This is a genomic window from Streptomyces sp. NPDC017979, from assembly GCF_044328175.1.
Lineage (GTDB): Bacteria > Actinomycetota > Actinomycetes > Streptomycetales > Streptomycetaceae > Streptomyces.
This window is the reverse complement of the sequence record NZ_JBIRGU010000005.1, coordinates 340,485-361,568: the sequence shown is the minus strand read 5'-3', so window position 1 is coordinate 361,568 and position 21,084 is coordinate 340,485. Positions and strand designations below refer to the sequence as shown.

Annotated in this window: 14 protein-coding genes; 8 read left to right on the top strand and 6 right to left on the bottom strand. The window is 72.5% G+C overall.

The window, feature by feature from the left end:
• Window positions 1–21: 21 nt before the first annotated feature.
• Window positions 22–2,643, bottom strand: a complete 2,622-nt coding sequence (locus ACH4E8_RS17185) for a glycosyltransferase (protein WP_398448894.1) — start codon at window positions 2,641–2,643, stop codon at window positions 22–24.
• Window positions 2,640–3,329: a GntR family transcriptional regulator gene (locus ACH4E8_RS17180; protein WP_398448892.1), complete on the bottom strand. Its 690-nt coding sequence runs from the start codon at window positions 3,327–3,329 to the stop codon at window positions 2,640–2,642. Before ACH4E8_RS17180 ends, ACH4E8_RS17185 begins: the two co-directional genes overlap by 4 nt.
• A 102-nt stretch (window positions 3,330–3,431) precedes the next feature.
• Here ACH4E8_RS17180 and ACH4E8_RS17175 point away from each other — a divergent pair, with 102 nt between their 5' ends.
• Both ACH4E8_RS17175 and ACH4E8_RS17170 read left to right on the top strand, forming a co-directional pair.
• Window positions 3,432–3,869 carry a hypothetical protein gene (locus ACH4E8_RS17175; RefSeq protein WP_398448891.1) on the top strand — a complete coding sequence of 146 codons (438 nt, stop codon included), beginning with the start codon at window positions 3,432–3,434 and terminating at the stop codon, window positions 3,867–3,869.
• A gap of 1,397 nt (window positions 3,870–5,266) precedes the next feature.
• On the top strand, window positions 5,267–6,835 hold the full coding sequence (locus ACH4E8_RS17170) for a TerD family protein (protein WP_398448889.1): 1,569 nt from the start codon (window positions 5,267–5,269) through the stop codon (window positions 6,833–6,835).
• A 203-nt stretch (window positions 6,836–7,038) separates the two neighbouring features.
• On the opposite strand, the gene ACH4E8_RS17165 is transcribed toward ACH4E8_RS17170, so the two are convergent.
• Together ACH4E8_RS17165 and ACH4E8_RS17160 are read right to left on the bottom strand one after the other, a co-directional pair.
• Window positions 7,039–8,427: an aspartate aminotransferase family protein gene (locus tag ACH4E8_RS17165; protein ID WP_398448887.1), complete on the bottom strand. Its 1,389-nt coding sequence runs from the start codon at window positions 8,425–8,427 to the stop codon at window positions 7,039–7,041.
• 691 nt (window positions 8,428–9,118) lie between these two features.
• The gene (locus tag ACH4E8_RS17160) at window positions 9,119–9,667 is read right to left on the bottom strand and encodes an RICIN domain-containing protein (RefSeq protein WP_398448885.1); all 549 of its coding nucleotides are present in this window, start codon (window positions 9,665–9,667) and stop codon (window positions 9,119–9,121) included.
• Between the two features lie 247 nt (window positions 9,668–9,914).
• Here ACH4E8_RS17160 and ACH4E8_RS17155 point away from each other — a divergent pair, with 247 nt between their 5' ends.
• From ACH4E8_RS17155 to ACH4E8_RS17135, 5 genes are all read left to right on the top strand, one after another.
• Window positions 9,915–11,597, top strand: coding sequence for a serine/threonine-protein kinase (locus tag ACH4E8_RS17155; RefSeq protein ID WP_398449223.1), 1,683 nt, complete (start codon window positions 9,915–9,917; stop codon window positions 11,595–11,597).
• Between the two features lie 106 nt (window positions 11,598–11,703).
• Window positions 11,704–12,480 carry a hypothetical protein gene (locus ACH4E8_RS17150; RefSeq protein WP_398448883.1) on the top strand — a complete coding sequence of 259 codons (777 nt, stop codon included), beginning with the start codon at window positions 11,704–11,706 and terminating at the stop codon, window positions 12,478–12,480.
• Between the two features lie 336 nt (window positions 12,481–12,816).
• A complete protein-coding gene (locus ACH4E8_RS17145) occupies window positions 12,817–13,605 on the top strand; it encodes a hypothetical protein (protein ID WP_398448881.1) in 789 nt (262 codons plus the stop codon).
• Between the two features lie 200 nt (window positions 13,606–13,805).
• Window positions 13,806–14,234 carry a hypothetical protein gene (locus tag ACH4E8_RS17140; RefSeq protein WP_398448879.1) on the top strand — a complete coding sequence of 143 codons (429 nt, stop codon included), beginning with the start codon at window positions 13,806–13,808 and terminating at the stop codon, window positions 14,232–14,234.
• 13 nt (window positions 14,235–14,247) lie between these two features.
• On the top strand, window positions 14,248–14,598 hold the full coding sequence (locus tag ACH4E8_RS17135; RefSeq protein WP_398448878.1) for a hypothetical protein: 351 nt from the start codon (window positions 14,248–14,250) through the stop codon (window positions 14,596–14,598).
• Window positions 14,599–14,856: 258 nt separating this feature from the next.
• On the opposite strand, the gene ACH4E8_RS17130 is transcribed toward ACH4E8_RS17135, so the two are convergent.
• Together ACH4E8_RS17130 and ACH4E8_RS17125 are read right to left on the bottom strand one after the other, a co-directional pair.
• Window positions 14,857–15,483 carry a hypothetical protein gene (locus ACH4E8_RS17130; protein WP_398448876.1) on the bottom strand — a complete coding sequence of 209 codons (627 nt, stop codon included), beginning with the start codon at window positions 15,481–15,483 and terminating at the stop codon, window positions 14,857–14,859.
• 75 nt (window positions 15,484–15,558) lie between these two features.
• Entirely contained in the window at window positions 15,559–16,146 is a 588-nt protein-coding gene (locus ACH4E8_RS17125) for an exonuclease domain-containing protein (protein ID WP_398448874.1), read from the bottom strand.
• A gap of 234 nt (window positions 16,147–16,380) precedes the next feature.
• On the opposite strand from ACH4E8_RS17125, the gene ACH4E8_RS17120 reads away from it, so the two are divergent.
• Window positions 16,381–21,084: an RHS repeat-associated core domain-containing protein gene (locus tag ACH4E8_RS17120; RefSeq protein ID WP_398448872.1), complete on the top strand. Its 4,704-nt coding sequence runs from the start codon at window positions 16,381–16,383 to the stop codon at window positions 21,082–21,084.

The window sequence follows — 21,084 nt, the reverse complement described above, 5'->3', positions numbered from 1 at the left end:
GGCAAGTGGCGGAGCAAGGGGTTACGGACGGGGGGCGCCCGGGGGGTCGAGGTCCCACACCAGCACTCCCCCGACCCACTGCCCGGGCCGGCCCAGCAGGCGTTCCACGGCGGTTTGCAGCGCCTCCTCGTTGTCCTGCGGCGGCAGCACGACCACGCCCGCCTTCCACGACGCCAGGTCGACGCGGGCTTGTTCTCGTTCCGCGGGCCCGATGTCGGGGACGTCGCCGCTGCCGCGGACGTCGTCGAGGAGGGCGGAGGTGTGGGTCGGCGCGACGCCGTAGATGCCGACGTCGTCGGGGCCCCAGGGGCCGTTGAAGTAGCCGCCGGCGATCGGGAAGTCCAGCTCCGTGGAGGACTGCCAGTACAGCGCGTCCGCGGAACCCGGGTTCGGCAGCGGCACGATCGCCAGCGACTCCCCCGGGCCGAGGTACGTGCGGTACAGGCCCTCGGTGATGAAGGCCGGCACCTCGGCGCGCTCGCGCACCGGGTACGGGGTCGGGACGACGGGCAACAGCGCCGCGGCGACGGCGACCAGGCCCGCGGTGCGGAAGGACCGGGCGGACGCGTCCGACAGCCGGTCGACGGCGAGGGCGACGAGCATGCCGAAGAGCGGCGCGCAGATCAGGGCCGTACGGGACTCGATGACGGCCTCGAAGAGCGGCGCCTTGCCGAGCAGCGCCCACGGGCCGGGGAAGGAGAGGTCCGTGAAGGGGACGTGCACGTCCTTGCCGAACGAGAGCAGCGCGGCCCCGGCGGCGGTGAGCGCGAGCGCCCGGACGAGGGTGCGCCGCCAGAGTTGGACGACGACCACCAGCGCGAGCACGAGCAGCGGCCAGCCGTAGAAGGCGTTCTGCTCGGTGCGGTTCATCGCGAGCGGGTCCGCGGTGGCGTCCGTGCCGAAGAGGGAACGGCCGGCGAACTCGACGAAGGCCCGCGGGCTGTTGAAGGTGTTCGCCCCGTGCATCACGTCGGAGTAGCTCTGCGGGCCGAAGAACTGCCAGCCGAGCGGGAACGCGACCAACGGCAGGCAGACCGCGAGGGCCCAGCCGAGCCCCTGGAGCAGGGGGCGCCAGCAGCGGCGCGCGGCGTCCCGGTCGAGCAGGGCGTAGCAGCCGGCGAAGAGCAGCATGCCCATCGCGGCGAGCAGCAGCGGTTCCTCGCCGAGGAAGATCTGGTACGTGGCGAAGAGCCCGAGCAGCACCCCGTCCCGGACCACCGCCCGGCCCTCGCACAGCCGCAGCGCCCGGTCCAGGATGACCGGGATCATGAAGAGGACGAGGAAGTTGGGGTGCGCGTTGCCGTGCGAGATCATCGGCGGCGCGAAGGCGGCGACGGCCGCGCCGAGCACGGCGGCCCCGCGGTGGGCGACCGTCCAACGGGCGAGCAGCCAGTACCAGGCGAAGGCGGTGGCCGCGAGGCCGAAGGTCAGCACGATCGCCCAGGTGACCGTCGGCCCGAGGAGCAGCGTCACGGGCGCGAGCGGCACGGAGAGGCCGAGCATCACCGTGTTCGCCATCAGGTTCACGCCGTCCGGATGGCCCTGGAGGGTGGTGAACAGCGGGTTGCGCAGGTTGGTGACGTTGTCGGCGGTGACGGCGAAGAACCACTCCCACTGGTTCTGGTCCTGGCCGGCGTCGGCCAGGTAGCCGCGGTCGAGGTCCTGCCACAGGTTTTGGTAGAGGACGAACGAGGCGACGCAGAACAGCAGGGCGACGAGCAGGTGGGTGCGGCGGGCGGCGGCGCGCGGCGCGGTCTCGGCACCGGTGGTGGCCTGGGCGGGGAGGCGGGTGGCACGGGCGGTGCGTAGCCGCAGCCGGAGGAGTTCGCCGAGCACCCGCCCGTAGTCCAGCGGGCGCACCTTGGAACCGGAGCGGTGCGACCAGTTCACCGGCGCCTCGACCACCGGCCAGCCGGCGCGCTGGAAGTGCCGCAGGATCTCCACGTCGATCGCCCAGCCGTCGAGCTGCGACGCGGCGAAGGCGGTGCGCGCCCGGTCGCCGTCGAAGAGCTTGAACCCGCACTGGGTGTCGTGGATCCCGGGGACGGCGGCCAGCCGTATCAGCCGGTTGCCGGCGCGGCCCAGCCACTCCCGACCGCGCCACTGGTGGACGTCGATCCGGGAGTCCGGGTGGGCGCGGGAGCCGATGGCCGCGCAGACGTCGTCGGCGGCGAGCAGCTTGTCGAGGTGGTCCAGCTCTTCGATGGGCGTCGCGAGGTCGGCGTCGGTGAGCAGCACGCGGCGCCCGTAGGAGGCGAGCACGCCGCTGCGCACCGCGTGCCCCTTGCCGCGGTTGCGGGGGCTGGTGATGACGTGGATGCGGGGCTCTTCGGCGGCGGCCTCGCGCGCGACGCGGGCGGTCTCGTCGGTGGAACCGTCGTCGACGACGATCAGCTCCCAGCCGCCCCAGCGCTCGGGGTCGGCGTCGAGGTGGGCGCGGATGGCGTCGAGGGTGGGGCGCAGGCGGTGTTCTTCGTTGTACGCGGGGACGACGATGCTGAGGCCGACGTCACTGGTGGTGCGGGTGTCGTCGGTGGTGCGGGCGTCGTCGGTGGTCCCGGGTGGCGACGGCTTCGGTTCCGGCTCCGCCGGCGGCTGTGCCGAGGACGGGGAGGGGGACTTCGATTGCGACTGCGGGCTCATGAGCCGATCCGTTCGTCCAGTCGGTCCGCCCAGGAGAGCGACAGCTCGGTGTAGCCGCACAGCACGTCGCGCGCCGCGGTGATCTCGCCCCTGACGAGCGCTTCGATCAAGTCCTCGTACCCGCTGAAGAGCCAGCGCCGGCAGTCCGCCTCGCCCTTGAGGTGCGGAACGGCGAACACCCAGGTCTGAACGCGTAGCTGATGAAGAAAGTCTGAGATGTAGCGATTTGAAACTATCGTTCCGAGTTCATGCCAGAACCGCAGGTCGTAGCCGATCAGGATGTCGAGGTCGCCGCTGCGGGCGGCCCGGCTCGCCTCCTCGGCGCGCCGGCGGACCGGCACGACCGCGCTGGCGTTCACCTGGGTCCGCCCCAGGCGCTCGGCGTGCTGGATGATCCCGTCGACGACCAAGGAGCGGGTCTCCACCATGTCCCGGTAGTCGGTGACGGAGAACTGGTGCACCCGGAAGCCGCGGTGCTGGTCGGATTCGAGCAGCCCCTGCGCGGAGAGGTCGACGAGCGCCTCGCGAACGGGCGTCGCGGAGACGCCGTACTGATCGGCGATCTGCTTGACCGTGAACTCCTGCCCGGGCTGGAGGCGCCCGGCCAGCACCTCGTCACGCAGTGCGTCCGCGATCTGTTGTCGCAGCGTGCTGCGGGTGACAGAGGTGCTGCCGGGACCGGGCATCGATGGCTTCTCCTTCGCCAGGGGCTCCCGACACGATAGGCCAGCGAGGAGCGCGGAGCGGATCACGGAGTTCGCGGGAGAACGGGAGAGGGGAGCGGAGCGGTGGGCGAGGTCTTCGAAGCGGCGTACGGGGACGGGGTGGCCGACGGCACGGGCGACCGGGCTGCGGAGGTGCGCGCCGCGTACGCCGGGCTGCGGCAGATCCGTGACGTCACGGGCGCGGTACCGGCGGCGTGGGAGCGGAGGCAGCCGGCGCGTGCGGTGGCCATCACCCTGGAGGCGTCGGGCCTCCCCCCGTCCGCCCTCGACGCGTCCGGCGCCCGCGTCGCCCCGGGCTACCGCGTCACCCCCGGCGAACGCCCCCACGTGACCCGCGTCGACTGGCTGGGCGCCCCCGCCGAAACCGAGCAGAAACTACGCGAGTGCGCCCGCGCCCTGGAGTCGGCGGGCGGCTGGGAGGCCCTCCTGTACCGCGCGGGCCGCGGGAAGTGGTTCCTGGAGGTGGAGATCCGAGCGACTCCGCGGGGCGGAGGGCGGTAGCCGAGGTCGGGTGCGGGTGCGCGTCCTTGCGAGGACGCCCCGCGGCTGCGCGTTCTTGCGAGGACGCCCCGCGGCTGCGTTCGCGTACCCGCGGGGGTCCCGCCCGGCGACGCCCTGCGCTCCGCCGCCTCCGACCTGGTGGTGTGCTGGCCGCGGTCCCCAGCCCTTCTCGCCGTTCCCCTGCGGGAGCGTTGGCCCCTGCCGGCCGGTGGTGGGCTTGTCGCGCAGTTCCGCCCCCTACGCCCAGGGGGCGTGGGGGGACCCCCAGCGCCCCTAAACCCCCTGCGCCCGCTGCCCGTCGGCTGACTGCGGACCGTTCCCGTCCATCGGCGCACCACTTGCGGCCCGCAGGTTGACGGGGGGTTTGGGGCGCTGGGCTCCCGGAACTGCGCGAGAACCGCCCACGGTCCGCAGGGACCAACGCTCCCGCAGGGAAACGGCGGTGGTGCTGTTTGGGGCCCTGGGGGTCCCCCCACGCCCCCTGGGCGTAGGGGGCGGAACTGCGCGACAAGCCACCCACCGGGCCGCAGGAACCAACGCTCCCGCAGGGAAACGGCGGTGGTGCTGTTTGGGGCCCTGGGGGGTACCACCACGCCCTCAAGCCCCACCGCGGCCGCAGAGGCGAACGCGCCCGCAGGGCGGCTGGCGGGCAGGGGCAGACGGGGCGCGGCGGTACACGACCGGGCGGAATCGGGGCGAGTCGCTTGACCCCGGAGGGAGTTCGCGGTTGACGGTATCGGGGGGTGACGGGCCCGAGGCCGGCCCGGGGCGGGGCCGCGGGCCGGGCGCGCGGCGGCGGGGCCGCCCGACCGCACCTCACCGCCACCCCAAAACGCCGCGCACGCAGCAGCGTTCGCCCCGAGCCACCCGCCCCCACCGCCCCCGGTCGGCCGCCGCACTGATGTCCGCGCCCCCGTCGCCACCCCCGTCCGGCGGGGCGGACGTGCACTGGCGCCCACCCTTCCGCCGGACGGTCGCACGCTGGCGCACGGCACCGGGGCCGTCCGAACCCGGCGTCGAGGCACGGCGATGACGCACTCCCCCGACGCGCCCCTCCCACCCCGAGCCCACCGCACCAGCGCGGCGAACGCACGTGTTCCTGCTCTCCGGGCGGGAGTTGCAGGTCATCGACGCGCACCCCACCCACCGGGCGGTTCCGTTGGCGCCCCGGCGCGGCGGCGCGCGGCGTGCGCCCCCGCTCCACGGCGGGCTCGGCCGCGTCCGGCGGCGCACATGCCCGGCGAACGTGCCCCGGCAGGGCGCCCGTTGACTCCGGCCACCCCCCCACCGGCCCCCTCCGCCGCATCGAGCCCGGGCGTCGCCCGTTGACACCTCCCCGAGAACACAGGCGGAGTAATCGTCGACTGGGTCCTGTCCCGGATGTCAGCATGTGCACCATGGCGAACATCCCGTGGGGCGCGAACGCCCCCGTACCGACCGCGCCGTTGCGCCTGGCCGTGGGGCACGCCCTGTCCCCCGCGGTCCCGGCGTTCGACGCGCTCGTGCTGCTGCTGGACGCCGGCGGCACCACCCGCCCCGGCCGCGGCGACGTGGTGGCCGCGTCCCAAACCCCGCACCCCTCGGGCACGGTGGCGTACGCGGGTCGCACCGAAGGAAACGGCCAGGTCGCGGTCTGGCTGGACGTGAACCTGCCGGTGGTGGAGCCCGAAGTGCAGCGCATCGTGGTGGTCGCCGCGGTCGAGGGCACCGCGTTCGGCGCGGTGCCGGGCCTGTACGTACAGGTGCAGGGGTACGACGGCGTGCCCGTCGCCCGTTACGACGTGATGAACGCCACCACCGAGACGGCGATCGTGCTGGGCGAGCTGTACCGGCGCGACGGCACGTGGAAGTTCCGCGCGGTGGGCCAGGGGTACGCCGGCGGGCTGGCAGCGGTGGCCGCGGAGTTCGGGCTGCCGGGGGCGGCGTCCCGGTTCCTGTCCGCGGTGCCGGCGCCCCCGCCGCCGCCGCCCGCGTTCCAGGCGTCCGCGTACCAGCACCAGGGCGGATACCCGGCGCAGGGCGGCTACCAGCCGTCGAACGGCTACCCCTCGCAGGGCGGTTACGCGGCGCAGGGCTACCTGGCCGCGCCGCAGGTCGGGTCCCCGCGGCCGCCCGTGCCCGGCCACTCGTACTCCCCCGGGCACCGCATCATCGACTACGTCGCGCCCGTGCACCTGCCGGAAGGCGCCGTGCCCGCGCAGGGGTACGCGCCCGCGGTCGACTACCAGCCCGCCTACGACTACCAGCCGGCGTCCTACGCCGCGCCGGTCGGGTCGAGCGCGTCGGTCGGCTCGGCCGGGTCCGCCGCGCCGGGCGCGCCCGCGGTGCAGAACGCGCCCGCCGCGGACGACCCGTTCGAGCGCTTCCACTCCTTCCCGCCGCAGACCATGCACGGCCGCGGCTACGGCACGGTCTCCTTCCCGGAGGGCTTCGCCCGCGGGCCGGTGATCCTGGAGGCGACGTACAACAACGACGACTGGGTGAAGGTGCAGCAGCTCAACCTGCGTCGCGAACCCGGCTACGACCTGCTGAGCGAGTCCGGCCCCGCGGTCCACAGCCGCGCCCCGGCCGTCGCCCCCGGCACGTACGCCCTGTGCTTGAACGTTCTGGCGGGCGACGCGGACTGGTCGGTGACGGCGCTGCCGCTGTCGGCGGCCCGCCGGCTGCTGCCGGGGCAGCCGGTGCACGGGGAGTCGTACGACGTCCTCGCCTACGCCGGTCCGGACGCGGAGTTGGAGGTGGCGATCGAGGACGCGCCCGGCATGGCCGGCGGCTTCATCACGCTCGTCGCCATGTCGCCGCACGACATCGACGAGGCGGCGGCGGACTTCGAGGGCGTGGAGTTCCTGCTGTCGGGGGCGACCGGGCCGTTCCGGCAGACGGTGCGGCTCCAGGGCGGCACGCGGCTGCTGACCGTGCAGGCGACGGAGTGCCGCTGGTCGATCACGGCCCGGCCGACGCACTGACCGTCGACCCCACCGGCGATCGGCCCCGCTGACGGCCGGTACGCCGGGGCGCCGTGCGGGCGTCCCGGCGTACCGGTCCTTTAGAGTCCGGTCCCAGGGTCCGGCCCTTCTAGGGTCCGGTCCCAGGATCCGGTCCCAGGATCCGGTCCCAGGATCCGGTCCCAGGATCCGGTTCTTCTAGAGTCGGTCCCAGGGTCCGGTCCTCAGACCACGTACTCGTCGGCGACGGACAGCGCCGCGTCCAGGACCGCCAGGCCCTCCTTCGCCTCCGCCTCGCTGACGGTGCACGGCGGGACGACGTGGGTCCGGTTCATGTTGACGAACGGCCACAGCCCGTTCTCCTTGCAGGCCGCGGCGAACGCCGCCATCGGCCGGTTCTGCTCGCCGCCCGCGTTGTACGGCACCAGCGGTTCGCGCGTGACCGGGTCGCGCACCAGCTCCAACGCCCAGAACACGCCCGTGCCGCGCACCTCGCCCACGCACGGGTGGCGCTCCGCGATCTCCCGCAGCCCCGGGCCGAGCACGGTCGCCCCGATGTCGGCCGCGCGCTCCACGACCCGCTCCTCGGCCATCACCTCGATCGTGGCGACGGCGGCGGCGCAGGCCAGCGGGTGGCCGGAGTAGGTCAGCCCGCCCGGGTACGGCCGGGTCTCGAAGGTCGCCGCGATCTCCGGCGAGATGGCGACGCCGCCCAGCGGCACGTACCCCGAGTTCACGCCCTTGGCGAAGGTGAGCAGGTCCGGTACGACGTCGAAGTGCTCGGCGGCGAACCAGGCGCCGGTGCGCCCGAAGCCGGCCATCACCTCGTCGAGGACGAAGACGATGCCGTGGCGGTCGCAGATCTCCCGCACCCCGGCGAGGTAACCGGGCGGCGGGACCATGATCCCGGCCGTGCCCGGGATCGTCTCCAGGACGACCGCGGCGATGGTGCCCGGCCCCTCGAAGGCGATGGTGTCCTCCAGGTGCCGCAGGGCGCGCGCCCCTTCCTCCTCCTCGGTGGTCGCGTGGAACGGCGACCGGTAGAGGAACGGCGCCCAGAAGTGCACGACCCCGGCGGTGCCGTTGTCCGACGCCCAGCGGCGCGGGTCGCCGGTGACGTTCACCGCGGTCTGCGTGCCGCCGTGGTACGAGCGGTACGCGGAGAGCACCTTGGGCCGGCCCGTGTGCAGCCGCGCCATGCGCACCGCGTTCTCGACGGCCTCCGCGCCCCCGTTGGTGAAGAAGATCTTGTCGAGGTCGCCCGGGGTGCGCTCGGCGATCAGCCGGGCGGCCTCGGAGCGGGACTCGATCGCGAAGGCGGGCGCGAACGTCGCGAGCTTCGCGGCCTGCGCCTGGATCGCGGCGACGACCTTCGGGTGCTGGTAGCCGATGTTCGTGTAGACCAGGGCGCTGCAGAAGTCGAGGTAGCGCTTGCCGTCGTAGTCCCAGAAGTACGAGCCCTCGGCGCCGGCGACCGCGAGCGGTTCGATCAGCCCCTGGGCGGACCACGAGTGGAACACGTGCGCACGGTCCGCGGCGCGTACGGCTGCGCCTCGGGCGGGGTCCGGAGCGGAGCCCCGGGCGGGCGGCTGGGGAGCGTCATGAGGGGTCATGAACGCCAGGGTAGGGAGGCCGTGCCGGGGGCGAAAAGGTACATGTTGTCTGCGGTGCGGCTGCGAGCCCCGTCGTTCTGTCCACCACCCGCACCCTGCCGCGGCCAGCCCGGCAAACCGGCAACCTCGCCGCTGCACCGCGGGTGCGCCGGCCTCTGCGGCCCGGCGGTGCGCTTGTCGCGCCCCCGCGCCCCTGAAACCCACTCGCCGTAGCCCTGCGGGCTGCGTTGACGTCTGCGGGCCGTGGGTGGCTGGTCGCGCAGTTCCCCGCGCCCCTGTTTCGCTGCCCCAAGTGCTTCGTCTGCGGGCCCAGGCAGGGGGGTTTAGGGGCGCTGGGGTCCCCCCGTGCCCGCAGGGCACAGGGGCGCGGGGAACTGCGCGACAAGCCCACCACCAGGCCACACAGACCAACGCTCCCGCAGGGGAACCGCGAGTGGGTTTCAGGGGCGCGGGGAACTGCGCGACAAGCCCACCACCAGGCCACACAGACCAACGCTCCCGCAGGGGAACGGCAAGTGGGTTTCAGGGGCGCGGGGAACTGCGCGACAAGCCCACCACCGGGCCGCGGGGACCAACGCTCCCGCGGGGGAACGGCGCGGGCCGCCCGTCGCGACCCGCACCGCACAGCGCGACCCGCACCGCACACCGCAGCCCGCGCAGCGCACCGCAGCCCGCGCAGCGCACCGCAGCGTTACGGCTGGATCGGTTCGATGACGAACATCTGGTTCTCCTTGGCCAGGGCGCAGGCCGATTGGACGATCGGCGCGCCCGCCGTCGTACTCACGCCCCGAACGTCCAGGCACTGGTCCGCGAACGTGCGGATCTCGAAGCCCTCCCCGTTCGGCAGCACCTCGAACCGCTGGCTCGGCGCCGCCCCGCACGCCGCGCCCACGACCCGCGCCCCGCTCTCCGCGCTCGCGCCCTTCACGTCCAAGCACAGCTCGGTGTCGAGGTTGCGGATCTGGAAGAGCCGGCTGCCCGCGGGCAGGAACTCGAACTGCTGGTTCGCCAGCGACGAGCAGCTCTCCTGCACCAGCACCGGGTCCGCCGCCGCCCCCGCCGCGCCCGGCGTGCCCGCGCGCACCTCGAAGCAGAGGTCCGCGAAGGTCTGGACGGCGTACAGCTCGGGCTGCGCCGCCTGCGCGCCCGGCGCCGTCAGGAGACCCGCTGCGACGGCGCCCGCCGCCGCCAGGCCCAGCAGCGACCTCTTCGCCTTCATGCCGGAACGCACCGCACGCATGAGAACACCCTTCGGAATCGCGGGCGAACCGTTCGCCCCGCCCGCAAAGTGTTCGGCTGCACGAGGCCAAGGGAAAGGCACGGCAGGCGATCTTCCCGCCATCGGATGAACGCGCGATCGCCGCCTTAACCCCGGTCGTATGAGCACACCTTCACGCCGTCCTGACCAGGGTCGGCGGACGCACCCCGGCGATCGACGCCTATCCTCTTCCCAGCCAGCAACGCGGGACGGGGTCGGGGGGATGGCGATGGAACAGCTCGCGCCGGGTGATCCGACCCGCATAGGCGCCTATCGACTGCTCGCCCGCCTCGGCGCCGGCGGCATGGGTCAGGTCTATCTCGCCCGCAGCAACCGCGGCCGCACCGTGGCCGTGAAGCTCGTACGGCCCGAACTCGCCGCGCACGAGTCCTTCCGCGAGCGCTTCCGGCACGAGGTGACCGCGGCCCGCAAGGTCGGCGGCGAGTGGACCGCGCCGGTGCTGGACGCGGACACGGAAGCCGCCGTGCCGTGGGTGGCGACGGGGTACGTCGCCGGGCCCGCGCTGAGTTCCGTGGTGGCCGGCGCCCACGGCCCGCTGCCGGAGCGCACCGTGCGCATCCTGGGGTCGGGCCTCGCGCACGCCCTGCGGTCGATCCACGGCGCGGGGCTGATCCACCGCGACCTCAAGCCGTCGAACATCCTCATCGGCATCGACGGGCCGCGGGTCATCGACTTCGGGATCGCGCGCGCCCTGGAGGCCGCGACGGACTCGGGCCTGACGCGCACCGGCGCGATCGTCGGCTCCCCCGGCTACATGTCGCCCGAGCAGGTGCGCGGCGGGCCGGTCACACCCGCGGCGGACGTGTTCTGCCTGGGGTCGATCCTGGCGTTCGCGGCCACCGGGCGCCCGCCGTTCGGCTCGACCGACAGCAGCGGTCACGCGGTGATGTACCGGATCGCGCAGGAGGAGCCGGACCTGACGGGCGTGCCGGACGGGCTCGTCGACCTCGTACGGGACTGTCTGCGCAAGGAGCCCGCCGAACGCCCGGACCTCGCCGCCGTACTGGCGCGCACGGCGACGGAGCCGAGCCCGGAACCGTGGCTGCCGGGCGCGTTGGTGGCCGAGTTGGGCCGGCACGCCGTAGGGCTGCTGGAGGTGGAGCACACCGGGCCGCAGCAGCAGGTCACGGCGGAAGCGGCGGCGGCGTACGCGGCGGCGAACGCCCGGCCCGCCCCCGCACCGCCGCAGACGCCCCCGGGCCCGGTCCCGGCCCTGGCCCACGTATTCCCGGCGGCCGTTCAGACGTCCGCGCCGACGCCGCCGATGCAGGCGCCCGCGCTGCCGCCCAGGGAACCCACCGCGGTGGGCACCGCAGCACCGCCCCCGCGTCGGCCCGGTCGGCGGAAGGCGGTCGTCGCCCTGGTGGCCGTCGCCGCGGTCGTGTTCGTCGCCGCGGTCGGCGGCGTGCTCTACGCCGCGTACCCCGACTCCAACCCCGGCTCCGGATCCGACTCCAACGCCAACGCCAACTCCGACTCCGACAGCTCCGACGGCGGGCAGGGCCAGGCGTCGCCGCGGACGTCCGCGAACGCCCCGGTCGAGGGCGGCAGCACCGACGGCGGGGTCCCCGATGCGTACCTCGGGACCTGGCGCGCGAATTTTGAATCCGCAAATGGCCAGAACGCCCGTACGATGACCATCACAGCCGGTTCGTCCGGCGAGAAGGTCATGGAGCTCACCGGCACGGGCCCCGACTACAGCTGCACGTGGTCGGCGGTCCTGAAGTCGGGTCGCACCCCCCTCGAACTCGGCCCCACGAAGGTCGAGTCCGGCGATCCGGCGAAGTGCTCCCCGGGACAGTGGAGCCGTCTGGTGATGCCCGACGACGACACCGTCATCCGGGAACTGGTCGGTTCCAGCGGGGCCCCGCTCCGCTACACCAAGCAGTAGACAGCCCCGCCCCGAGAGCACGGCCGGACCCAGTGGACCCACCGGAGTCGAGTCGTGGTCCCGGCAATCCCCGCGTTCTCATCACTCCGCTTAGAAGGACCTGAAAGTGCACAGAACCCCCGTCCGCAGGGCCGCCGTCGCCGCTTCCGTCGTCTCCCTCAGCCTGGTGCTCGCCGCGTGCGGCGGCAGCGAGGACGAGAAGAAGGACGCCAAGGGCGACGCGAAGGGCTCTTCGTCGGCCGCCACCGCGCCCGCGGCGAAGGCGCTGACGCAGGCCGAGCTGGAGAAGCTCGCCCTGACCAAGGACGACCTGAAGGACCACGAGTTCAACACCCCGAAGGCGGCCGACCTCGCGAAGACGAAGGACGCCTCCTCGGACAAGGCCGAGTGCAAGCCCCTGTCCTCGGCCCTCATCGCGGGCGCGCCGGCCCCCGCCACCGCCGCGGTGATGCGCCAGATCATGCCGATGCCGGCGGGCGGCTCGTCCACCGGCACCACGGAGGAGCAGAAGGCGGAGGCCGCGCTGAAGGCGCTGAGCACCCTGTCCTTCACCGCCACCACGCTCAACTCCTACGAGGGCAAGGGCGCGGAGGACGCGATGGCCGCGCTGAAGAAGGCGGCCACGGACTGCGCCGCCGGCTTCACCGTGTCCGCGGCGGGCGAGACGACCAAGGTCACGAAGGTGGCGCCGGCGACGTACAGCGGCGGGGACGAGGCGCTCGCCTACACCCTGACGATGGACATGGACGGCAAGCCGTCCGAGACGCACCTGGTGACGGTCCGCAAGGGCGCGACGGTCGCGAACTTCTACACCCTCAGCATCGGCGGCAAGACGGAGCAGCCGAAGGCGATCGCCGACGCGCAGCTGAAGAAGCTGGGCTGAGTGCGTCCCCGCGCCGGCAGCCGTCACGACACGGCTGCCGGCGCGGGAACTTTCGACGCCCGCCGCGTCGCTCCAGTCGCCGCCGGGCCACTCCGGACCGCTCCGGACCAGGCCGTCTCCAGGCCCTCACCGCCAGGCCGACCTAGGTCACTCCAGCCCAGGCCAGACCAGTCCAGGCCAGATATACGGCGTGATAGGCCCGAATACCGCGAAGCACCCCGACTCGTCTGTCCGTTCGAGTAAGAAGGTCGCGGCAACCCCGTCGGCCGCACGCCGACCCGGGGCACGGCCCCAGGCCGTCCCGCCTGCCACACCAGAACTCTCGAAGGAACCGAAGTGTCGAAGGTCCCCGTCCGAAGAACTGCCGTCGCCGCGTCCCTGATCTCGCTGAGCCTCGCCCTGACCGCCTGCGGCAGCGAGGACGAGAAGAAGGACGCCAAGGGCGACGCGAAGGGCTCCCCGTCGGCCGCCGCCGCACCCGCGGCGAAGGCGCTGACCCAGGCCGAGCTGGAGAAGCTCGCCCTGGCAAAAGCCGATCTCAAGGACCACGAGTTCACCGACCCGGAGCCGGGCGACATCCTGAAGTCCGGGAGCGCCGTGGCCGACAAGCCTGCCTGTCGCCCCTTGGCCGCAGCCGCCATGGAGGGCACCCCCGGCACCGCCGTCGCCCGCGTGTCGCGCATGATCATGCCGGTGCCGAAGACCGCCCCGACGCCCTCCGGCGCCTCGACGGACGAGAAGATCGAAACCGGGCTCAAGAACGCGGCCGATTCCCTCGACCGCATCAGCATGACCTTCACGACGCTCAGCACGTACGACGGCACCGGCGCGGCAGACGCGATGGCGGCCCTGAAGAAGGCGGGCACGGACTGCGCCGCCGGCTTCGGCGTGACCGTGGAAGGCGACAAGACCAAGATCACGAAGGTGGCGCCGGCCGCGTACGGCGGCGGGGACGAGGCGATCGCCCACACCCTGACGATGGACATCGACGGCGAGCCCACCGAAACCCAGCTCGTGACGGTCCGCAAGGGCGGGACCATCGCGAACTTCTTCACCATGCTGCTCGGCGAGAAGGCGGCGCCGTCGAAGGCGATCCCCGACGCGCAGGTCAAGAAGCTGGGCTGAGCCGTCACCGGGCCGGCCGCGAGGCTCGCCGGCCCGACTGTCCGTGTCCCCGCTTCGGCAGCCGTACGCCACGGCCGCCGAAGCGGGGCGTCGCGATGTCCCACGAGCGCCGTTCCCGACCGAGTACGAGCCGGACAAACGGCGCAACGGTTCTGCATGCCGTGAAGACCTGCAGCCCTGAAGACCTCGGAGGAAGCACGTTGTCGAACACCTCTGCCCGGAGAGCGGCCGTCGCCGCGTCCGCCGTCTCCCTCAGCCTGCTGCTCGCCGCGTGCGGCAGCGACAGCGACAGCGGGGAGGACGCCAAGAAGGACGCGAAGAGCTCACCGTCGGCCGCCGTGTCCGCCGCCCCGGCCGCCCCGGTGTCGAAGACGCTGACGCAGGCCGACCTGGAGAAGCTGCTTCTGACCAAGGCCGATCTGAAGGACCACCACTTCAAGACCCCGACGCCCGACGAACTCCCGGAGCCGGGGAGCACCGTCACGGACAACCCCAACTGCCAGGCCCTGGCCATGGCCCTCACCGAGGGGGCGCCCAGCGTCGCCAGCGCCGTCGCGACGCGCGGGGTCGCGCCGATTCCCCATGCGTCCTCGGCGCCCTCCCCCCTCAAAGGAGGAACAGGTCGCTGACGCCCTCGCCCGCATGTCCATCGTCCTCACCACGCTCAGCTCGCACGTCGGCACCGGCGCGGAAGACGCCATGGCGGACCTCAAGAAGGCCGCGACGACCTGCGCCACCGGCCTCACCGTGTTCAACGGCGTCGACGACACCTCCAAGTACTCGAAGATCGTTCCCGTGGCGTACAACGCCGGGGACGAGGCACTCGCCTACACCACGAAGGTGGTGAAGCAAGAGGCGAGCGAGAACGCCGACATCCACTTGGTGGTCGTCCGCAAGGGTTCGACGATCGCCACTTTCACCACCAGCTTGCTCGGCGGCAAGGCGAAGCCGTCCAAGGCGATCGTGGACGCGCAGCTCAAGAAGCTGGGTTGAGCCCGGTCGGCGGCGCTCCCCGGGTCCCCTGAACCGGGCACGCTTCAAAGCTCCGGCGCCGCCGCACCAGCCGTGCCGACCGTTTCGTCAGACGTCGTGAGTCTGGCGCCCGTGCCGCCGGCGCGAACGCACCGTCGACGTCTGCGCGCCGGCTGTGCACTGGCCGTGCGTCGGCTGTGCGCTTCCGACCGCACGCCGAACTCGGTGCGCGCGTCGCGGCCCTGCTGCACGAGACCGGCCGCGCCTGCCCGCGTCCCGCTACGTCCCTCTGGGCATCGGCTCGCCCGGGCCGGGCAGCCCGCCCGGCGGCACGTACCGCAGCCGCCCGTTCCGGTCGGTCACCGAGGTGAAACCGGCGGCCAGCAGTCGGGCGGCGTGCTCCTCCCGACTGCGTCGGCCGGCGCGGATGCCGACGGGCAGCAGGGCCATGAGCACGGCCCAGACGAGGCCGGCGATCACGACGACGGCGGTGTCCTCGCGGAACCTGATGGCGACGGCCGCGGCGATCGGCGTGAGGGCGAGCACGCTGAGCACCACGCGTAGCGCGTCGCTGTACTGCCGTCCGAGGTCGATCGCCATGCGGGCCTTGAGGAGTTCGACCGCAGCCGGCTCGACAGGCGGCAGCGCGCCCCCGTCGGCCGCGTCCGGATACCGCGCCCAGTTCCGCGCCGCGCGCTCCCGGGCCTGCGGGCCGGGGTCGGGCACGACGAACAGCGCGAGCCTGTTGTTGGCGGTCTGCTTCAGGTCCGCGTACTCGTACCCGAACTGCCGTGCCACAAAGGCGATCCGGGCGACCTCCGTCATCTTCACCGCGGAGAGGGCGAGCCGGACGGGCTCCCCGCCGCCCATCTCCCGCAACAGCTTCCGCACGAGCCTCTTACGCACCGGCACCCCCGTCGCTCACGTCCCGGCCAGTCTGTCAGTACCGCCCAGTACTCATCCGCGGCCACCGCCCCGTGCTCATCCGCGGCCGCTCGCGCCCGCCCAAGCGTCCCGTTCCACCAGGTCCAACACGAGCGCGGCGATGTTCCACGCGTCGTCCTCCCCCCGGTGGTGCCGCCCTTCGAGCGGCAGCCCGGCGATCTGGAGCGCCTGTGCCATCCCCGGCCGGCGCCGCAGCCCGTACGCCTCGGTGAAGACGGCCTTGGCGTTGGTGTGCAGCCGCTCCACCGGATATCCGAAGGGGTACGTCACCGAGTCGGCGCGGGCCTGCCGGGCGAACTGCCGACGGTCGTAGTCACCCCAACTCGCCCAGGGCCGCCGCCCCGCCCCGTGTTCCTCGACCAGGATCCGGCACGCCTCCGCGAAGCTCACGCCCCGCGCCACCTCGTCCTGCGTCAGCCCGGTCAACTCGCGACAGAACTCACTGACCACGGACCTCGTGGGCCGCACCAGCACCCGGTGCCGGGAGACGCGGCGCCGCTCCCGCACGTCGACGACCGTCAGCCCGATCTCGATGATCTCGCTGACCGAACCCGGCGGCGGCTGCCCGTCCCAACAGGTCGCTTCGACGTCGATGACGTTGAGGAGCGCGGCGTCGGTTCGCATGCGCCGAGGGTAGGCCGCGCCACCGCGGCCGAGCATCCGGGTTTTCGACGGGCGGGGACCCCAACGGGTCCGTGTCGGGCAGGGGCTGTTCCCCGCCGAGAGCTGTTCCCCGCCGGGAACGGGCCGCACCACCGCGCCCGAGCACCGGTTTTGCGACACATGGGCACCACAACGAGTCCGTGCGATGCTTGGAAGCGTCCCAAGAAAGGGCGATTCAACGGGGGTTGATGAGTCGTGGGTTACACGATTCCTGAGGGCGTCGACACGATGTTGGACGTCGTGGGCGTGGGCTGGCCGAACGTCGACGAGGACGCGTACCGCGACATGGCGGACGCGTTGCGGGAGTTCGCGGACGACGCGGACGACGACGCCGGCACCGCACACGGCCACATCCAACGACTGCTGTCGACCGGGCAGAGCGAGTCCCTGACCGCCCTCGACAAACACTGGAAGAAAGTCCAGGGCAAGAACAAGGACCTCGCCGGCGCGGCCCGCATCATCGCCGGCGCACTCGACCGCGTCGCCGACATCATCGTCGCCCGCAAGATCGCAGCCGTCGGCGAACTCGCAGACCTCTGCGCCACCATCGGCATCGCACTCGCCGCCGCCCCCTTCACCGCAGGACTCACCGCCCTCCTCGCCGGCGGAAAGATCGTCGCCACCCGGATCGCGTTCAAGAAGATCCTGAAGGAGATGGCGGAGGCCGCGGTCGCCGAGATCACCGCCACCCTCACCCAACCCGCCGTCGCCGCGTTGGAGAGCATCGTCACGGATCTGGCGATCCAGACCGCGATGGACGTCACCGGCGCCGACGACAGCACCCAACTCAACTCCGCCGGCGGCGGCGGTAGCGGGGGCGCGGGCGGCACCCTGGGCATCGACCACGACGCCCACGGCAACACCGGCGGAAAGCTCGCAGGCGTCCAGATCTCGATGAACGGCCGCGCCAAAGGCAAGATCGACAAGGCCAAGGGACACCACGGCCGCGCCAAGGGCAAGGACTCCCTCACCGCCGTCCTCGACGGCACCATCGAAGGCGTCGTCGAGAAACTCATCAAGGGCCACAACCACCTCGGCAACCACCTCGGCAAGAAACTCCCCGACGCCCTCGGCCAAAGCTCCAAGACCCACCGCAACACCGACAAAGACATCGACGACCGCCTCAAGAAGATCACCGGCAGCGGCAAACGCGACGACGACGACCTCACCCGCAAACGCACCAACCCCAGCGACCCCGCCCGCAAACACCCCGACGACGTCCGCACCAAACCCAACTCCCTCAACGGAGCACAGCTCAACGCGCGGGCGAACAGCATTCCGCCGTCGAAGCGGACCTGCGAGACCGACCCCGTCGACGTCGCCTCGGGTGAGATGCAGCTCGCACAGACGGACCTCTCGCTGCCCGGCGTGCTCCCGCTGGTGTTGAGCCGTACGCATCTGTCGGGGTACCGCTACGGGCACTGGTTCGGCCGCAGTTGGGCCTCCACCCTGGACGAGCGCATCGAACTCGACCCCCGCGGCCGGAGTGCGCTGTGGGCGCGCGACGACGGCACCGTCCTGCTGTACCCGCGACTGCCGGCCCCCGACGACACCGAGGGCGTCCTCCCGCTGGAGGGCGAGCAGTTGCCCCTCACCCACGCCGGCGTGGCCGGCGACGTCACGACCTACGCGGTCACCGACCCGCAGTCGGGCCTGGTCCGCAGCTTCTCCGGCAGCCCCTACCACGCCTCCACCGCGTACTGGCTGACCGAGGTCGAAGACCGGCAGGGCAACGGAATCACCCTCCACCGCACCCCCGACGGCGCCCCGACCAGGGTCGTCCACGACGGCGGCTACCAAGTCGCCCTCACCACCCGCAACGGCCGCATCACCGATTTTTCACTACGCACCCCCGACGGCCCCGTCACCGTCCTCACCTACGGCTACGACCACGACGGCAACCTCGACGCCGTCACCAACTCCTCCGGCCTGCCGCTCAGGTTCGGCTACGACACCGACGCCCGCATGACCTCGTGGACCGACCGCAACGACTCCACCTACCGCTACGCGTACGACCCCGCCGGCCGCGTCACCCGCACCGTCGGCCCCGACGGCTACCTCTCGTCCTCCTTCACGTACGAAACGGTCCCGGACTCCACCGACACGGTCACCCGCTTCACCGACTCAACCGGTGCCACCACCGTCTACCGCGTCGACGAGCGGCTGCTGATCACCGCCGTCACCGCCCCCTCCGGGCAGACGACCGTCCAGACCTGGGACGAACACGACCGGCTGGTCAGCCGTACGGACGGCTTCGGAGCCACCACGGCCTGGCGCTGGGACGAGCACGGCAACCTGACCGCCGTGCGCGAGGCCGACGGCTCCGTCACCGTCGCCGAGTACGACGCCCGCTCCATGCCGACCAGGACGACCGGGCCCGACGGGGCGGTCTGGCGGCACTCCTACGACGACGCGGGGAACAACGACGCGATCCTCGCCCCGGACGGCGCCACGACCCGGTTCGCCCATGACGCCCGTGGCGCGGTCGTCGCCGTCACCGACGCCACGGGGGCCGTCGAAAGGCTCACCCCGAACGCTGCGGGTCTGCCCGTGGCCCACGAGGACCCTCTCGGCGGCGTCCACACCGTCGAACGGGACGCGTTCGGCCGCCCCGTGCGGATCACCGACCCGCTGGGCGCCGTCACCCTGCTCGAATGGACCGTCGAGGGCCTGCCGGCCGGGCGCACCGAGCCGGACGGCACCGTTCGCGCCTGGACTTACGACGGCGAGGGCAACTGCCTGTCCGAGACCGCGGACGGCGGGGGCACCACCCGCTTCGAGTACGGACACTTCGACCTGCTCACCGCCCGCACCGACCCCGGCGGCGCGCGCTACGAGTTCCGCTACGACACCGAGCGCCGCCTCACCCAGGTCGCCAACTCGGCCGGGCAGACATGGACGTACGACTACGACCGCACCGGACGGGTGGTGGCGGAGACCGACTTCCACGGCAGGACCCTCACCTACGCCTACGGCGCCGACGGCAGGACCGTGAGCCGCACCAACCCCCTGGGGCAGACGGTCACCCAGCACCTGGACGTCATGGGCCGGCTCGTGGCGAAGGACGTCGACGGCGAGGTCACCTCCTTCGTCCACGACCGGGCCGGCCGGCTGGTCGGCGCCCGCTCCCCGCACTCGACGACGGTGTTGGAGCGGGACGCGGCGGGCCGGCTCGTCGCGGAGACCGTCGACGACCGCACCGTCCGGTACTCGTACGACCCCGAGGGCCGCTGCACCGGGCGCGTGACCCCCTCCGGAGTGATCACGGAGGGGACGTACGACCCGGCGGGCAACCGCACACGGGTGGAGGTGGCGGGCCGACCGGTGACGTTCGCCCACGACGCCCGTGGGCAGGAGGTCAGCCGGTCCTTCGGCACCGCCGACCGGCCGATCGTCCTCAGTACGTCGTGGGACGGCCGCGGGCGGGTGACCGAGCAGAGCCTGACCGCCCGCGGGACGACCCTCCGCTCCCGTGCGTACGCCTACGACGGCGGCCATCGGCTCCGGTCCGTCACGGAGCGCACGACCGGGCTGAGCCGGCACTACCGGCTGGACGCCGACGGGCGCCCGCTCGGGGTGGACGCCCAGGGGTGGAGCGAGCGGTACCAGTACGACGGTGAGGGCAACCAGACCGACGCGACCTGGCCGGACCGCGCGCCGCACACCGACGCGAGGGGCCCGCGGACCCATGACGGCGGACGGCTGCTGACGGCGGGCGCCGTCTCCTACACCTACGACGCGGCGGGCCGCACCGTGGAGCGCCGCCGCAAACGGCTGTCCCGCAAGCCGGAGGTCTGGCAGTACGCCTGGGACGCCGAGGACCGACTGGTCTCCTGCACCACTCCCGACGGCACGGTGTGGACCTACGCCTACGACGCCTTCGCCCGCAGGACCGCGAAGCGCCGGCACGGGTCGGACGGGTCGGTCGTCGAAGAGACGGTCTTCAGCTGGGACGGCGGAAGGCTGGCCGAGCAGACCGACAGCATCACCAACACCACCCTGACCTGGGAATACGACGGCATGCGGCCGATCGCCCAGGCCGAGGCGCGAGCGAGGCCGGGGGTCGACCGTGCCGGCAGCGCCGCCCAACCCGGCTCCCAGGACACCGACACCCGCTTCTTCGCGATCGTCACCGACCTGATCGGCACCCCGACCGAACTCGTCGACGAGAACGGCTCCATCGCCTGGCACAGCCAGTCCACCGCGTGGGGCATCACCAGTTGGAACCGGGACGCAATCGCCCACACCCCGCTGCGCTTCCCCGGACAGTACGCGGACCCCGAAACCGGTCTGCACTACAACCACTTCCGCCACTACGACCCCGAGGCCGGCCAGTACACCACCCCCGATCCGCTCGGCCTCGACCCGGCGCCGAACCCGGTGGGCTACGTCGAGAATCCGGCGACGGGCGCGGATCCCATGGGGCTGGCGCCCTGCATGCAGCAGTTGGAGGACATGGCGGTACAGATCAACAACCTCAAGCCTGAGGGCAGGGCACGCAACAGCCAGACCGTCGCCATCATCCACGCCGATACGCCCAAGGGTCCCGTCACCTTCGTCGCCAGCAACAGCAAGGCCAAACTCACCGACGACCAGGTGAAGCTGGCGCAGAAGCTCGGTCTCATCCCCATCCCGGACGACTCCTACATCAAGGTCCCGCCGGGGAAGAAGGGGGGCCACGCGGAACAGAACATCCTCAACTACCTCAGTAGACTCAACGACGGCAAGGCCAAACCCACCTGGCTGCCCACTCACGGCGGGGCGTCGAAGGTCGTGTGCGCGGACTTCTGCGCCCCCGTCATCCGTGGTTCGGGTGGGGCCATGTACGGGTTGGTCCACCCAGGTACGCAAGGCACCAAGCAACGACAGTTCTACTGGCCCGATCGACACTCACCATGA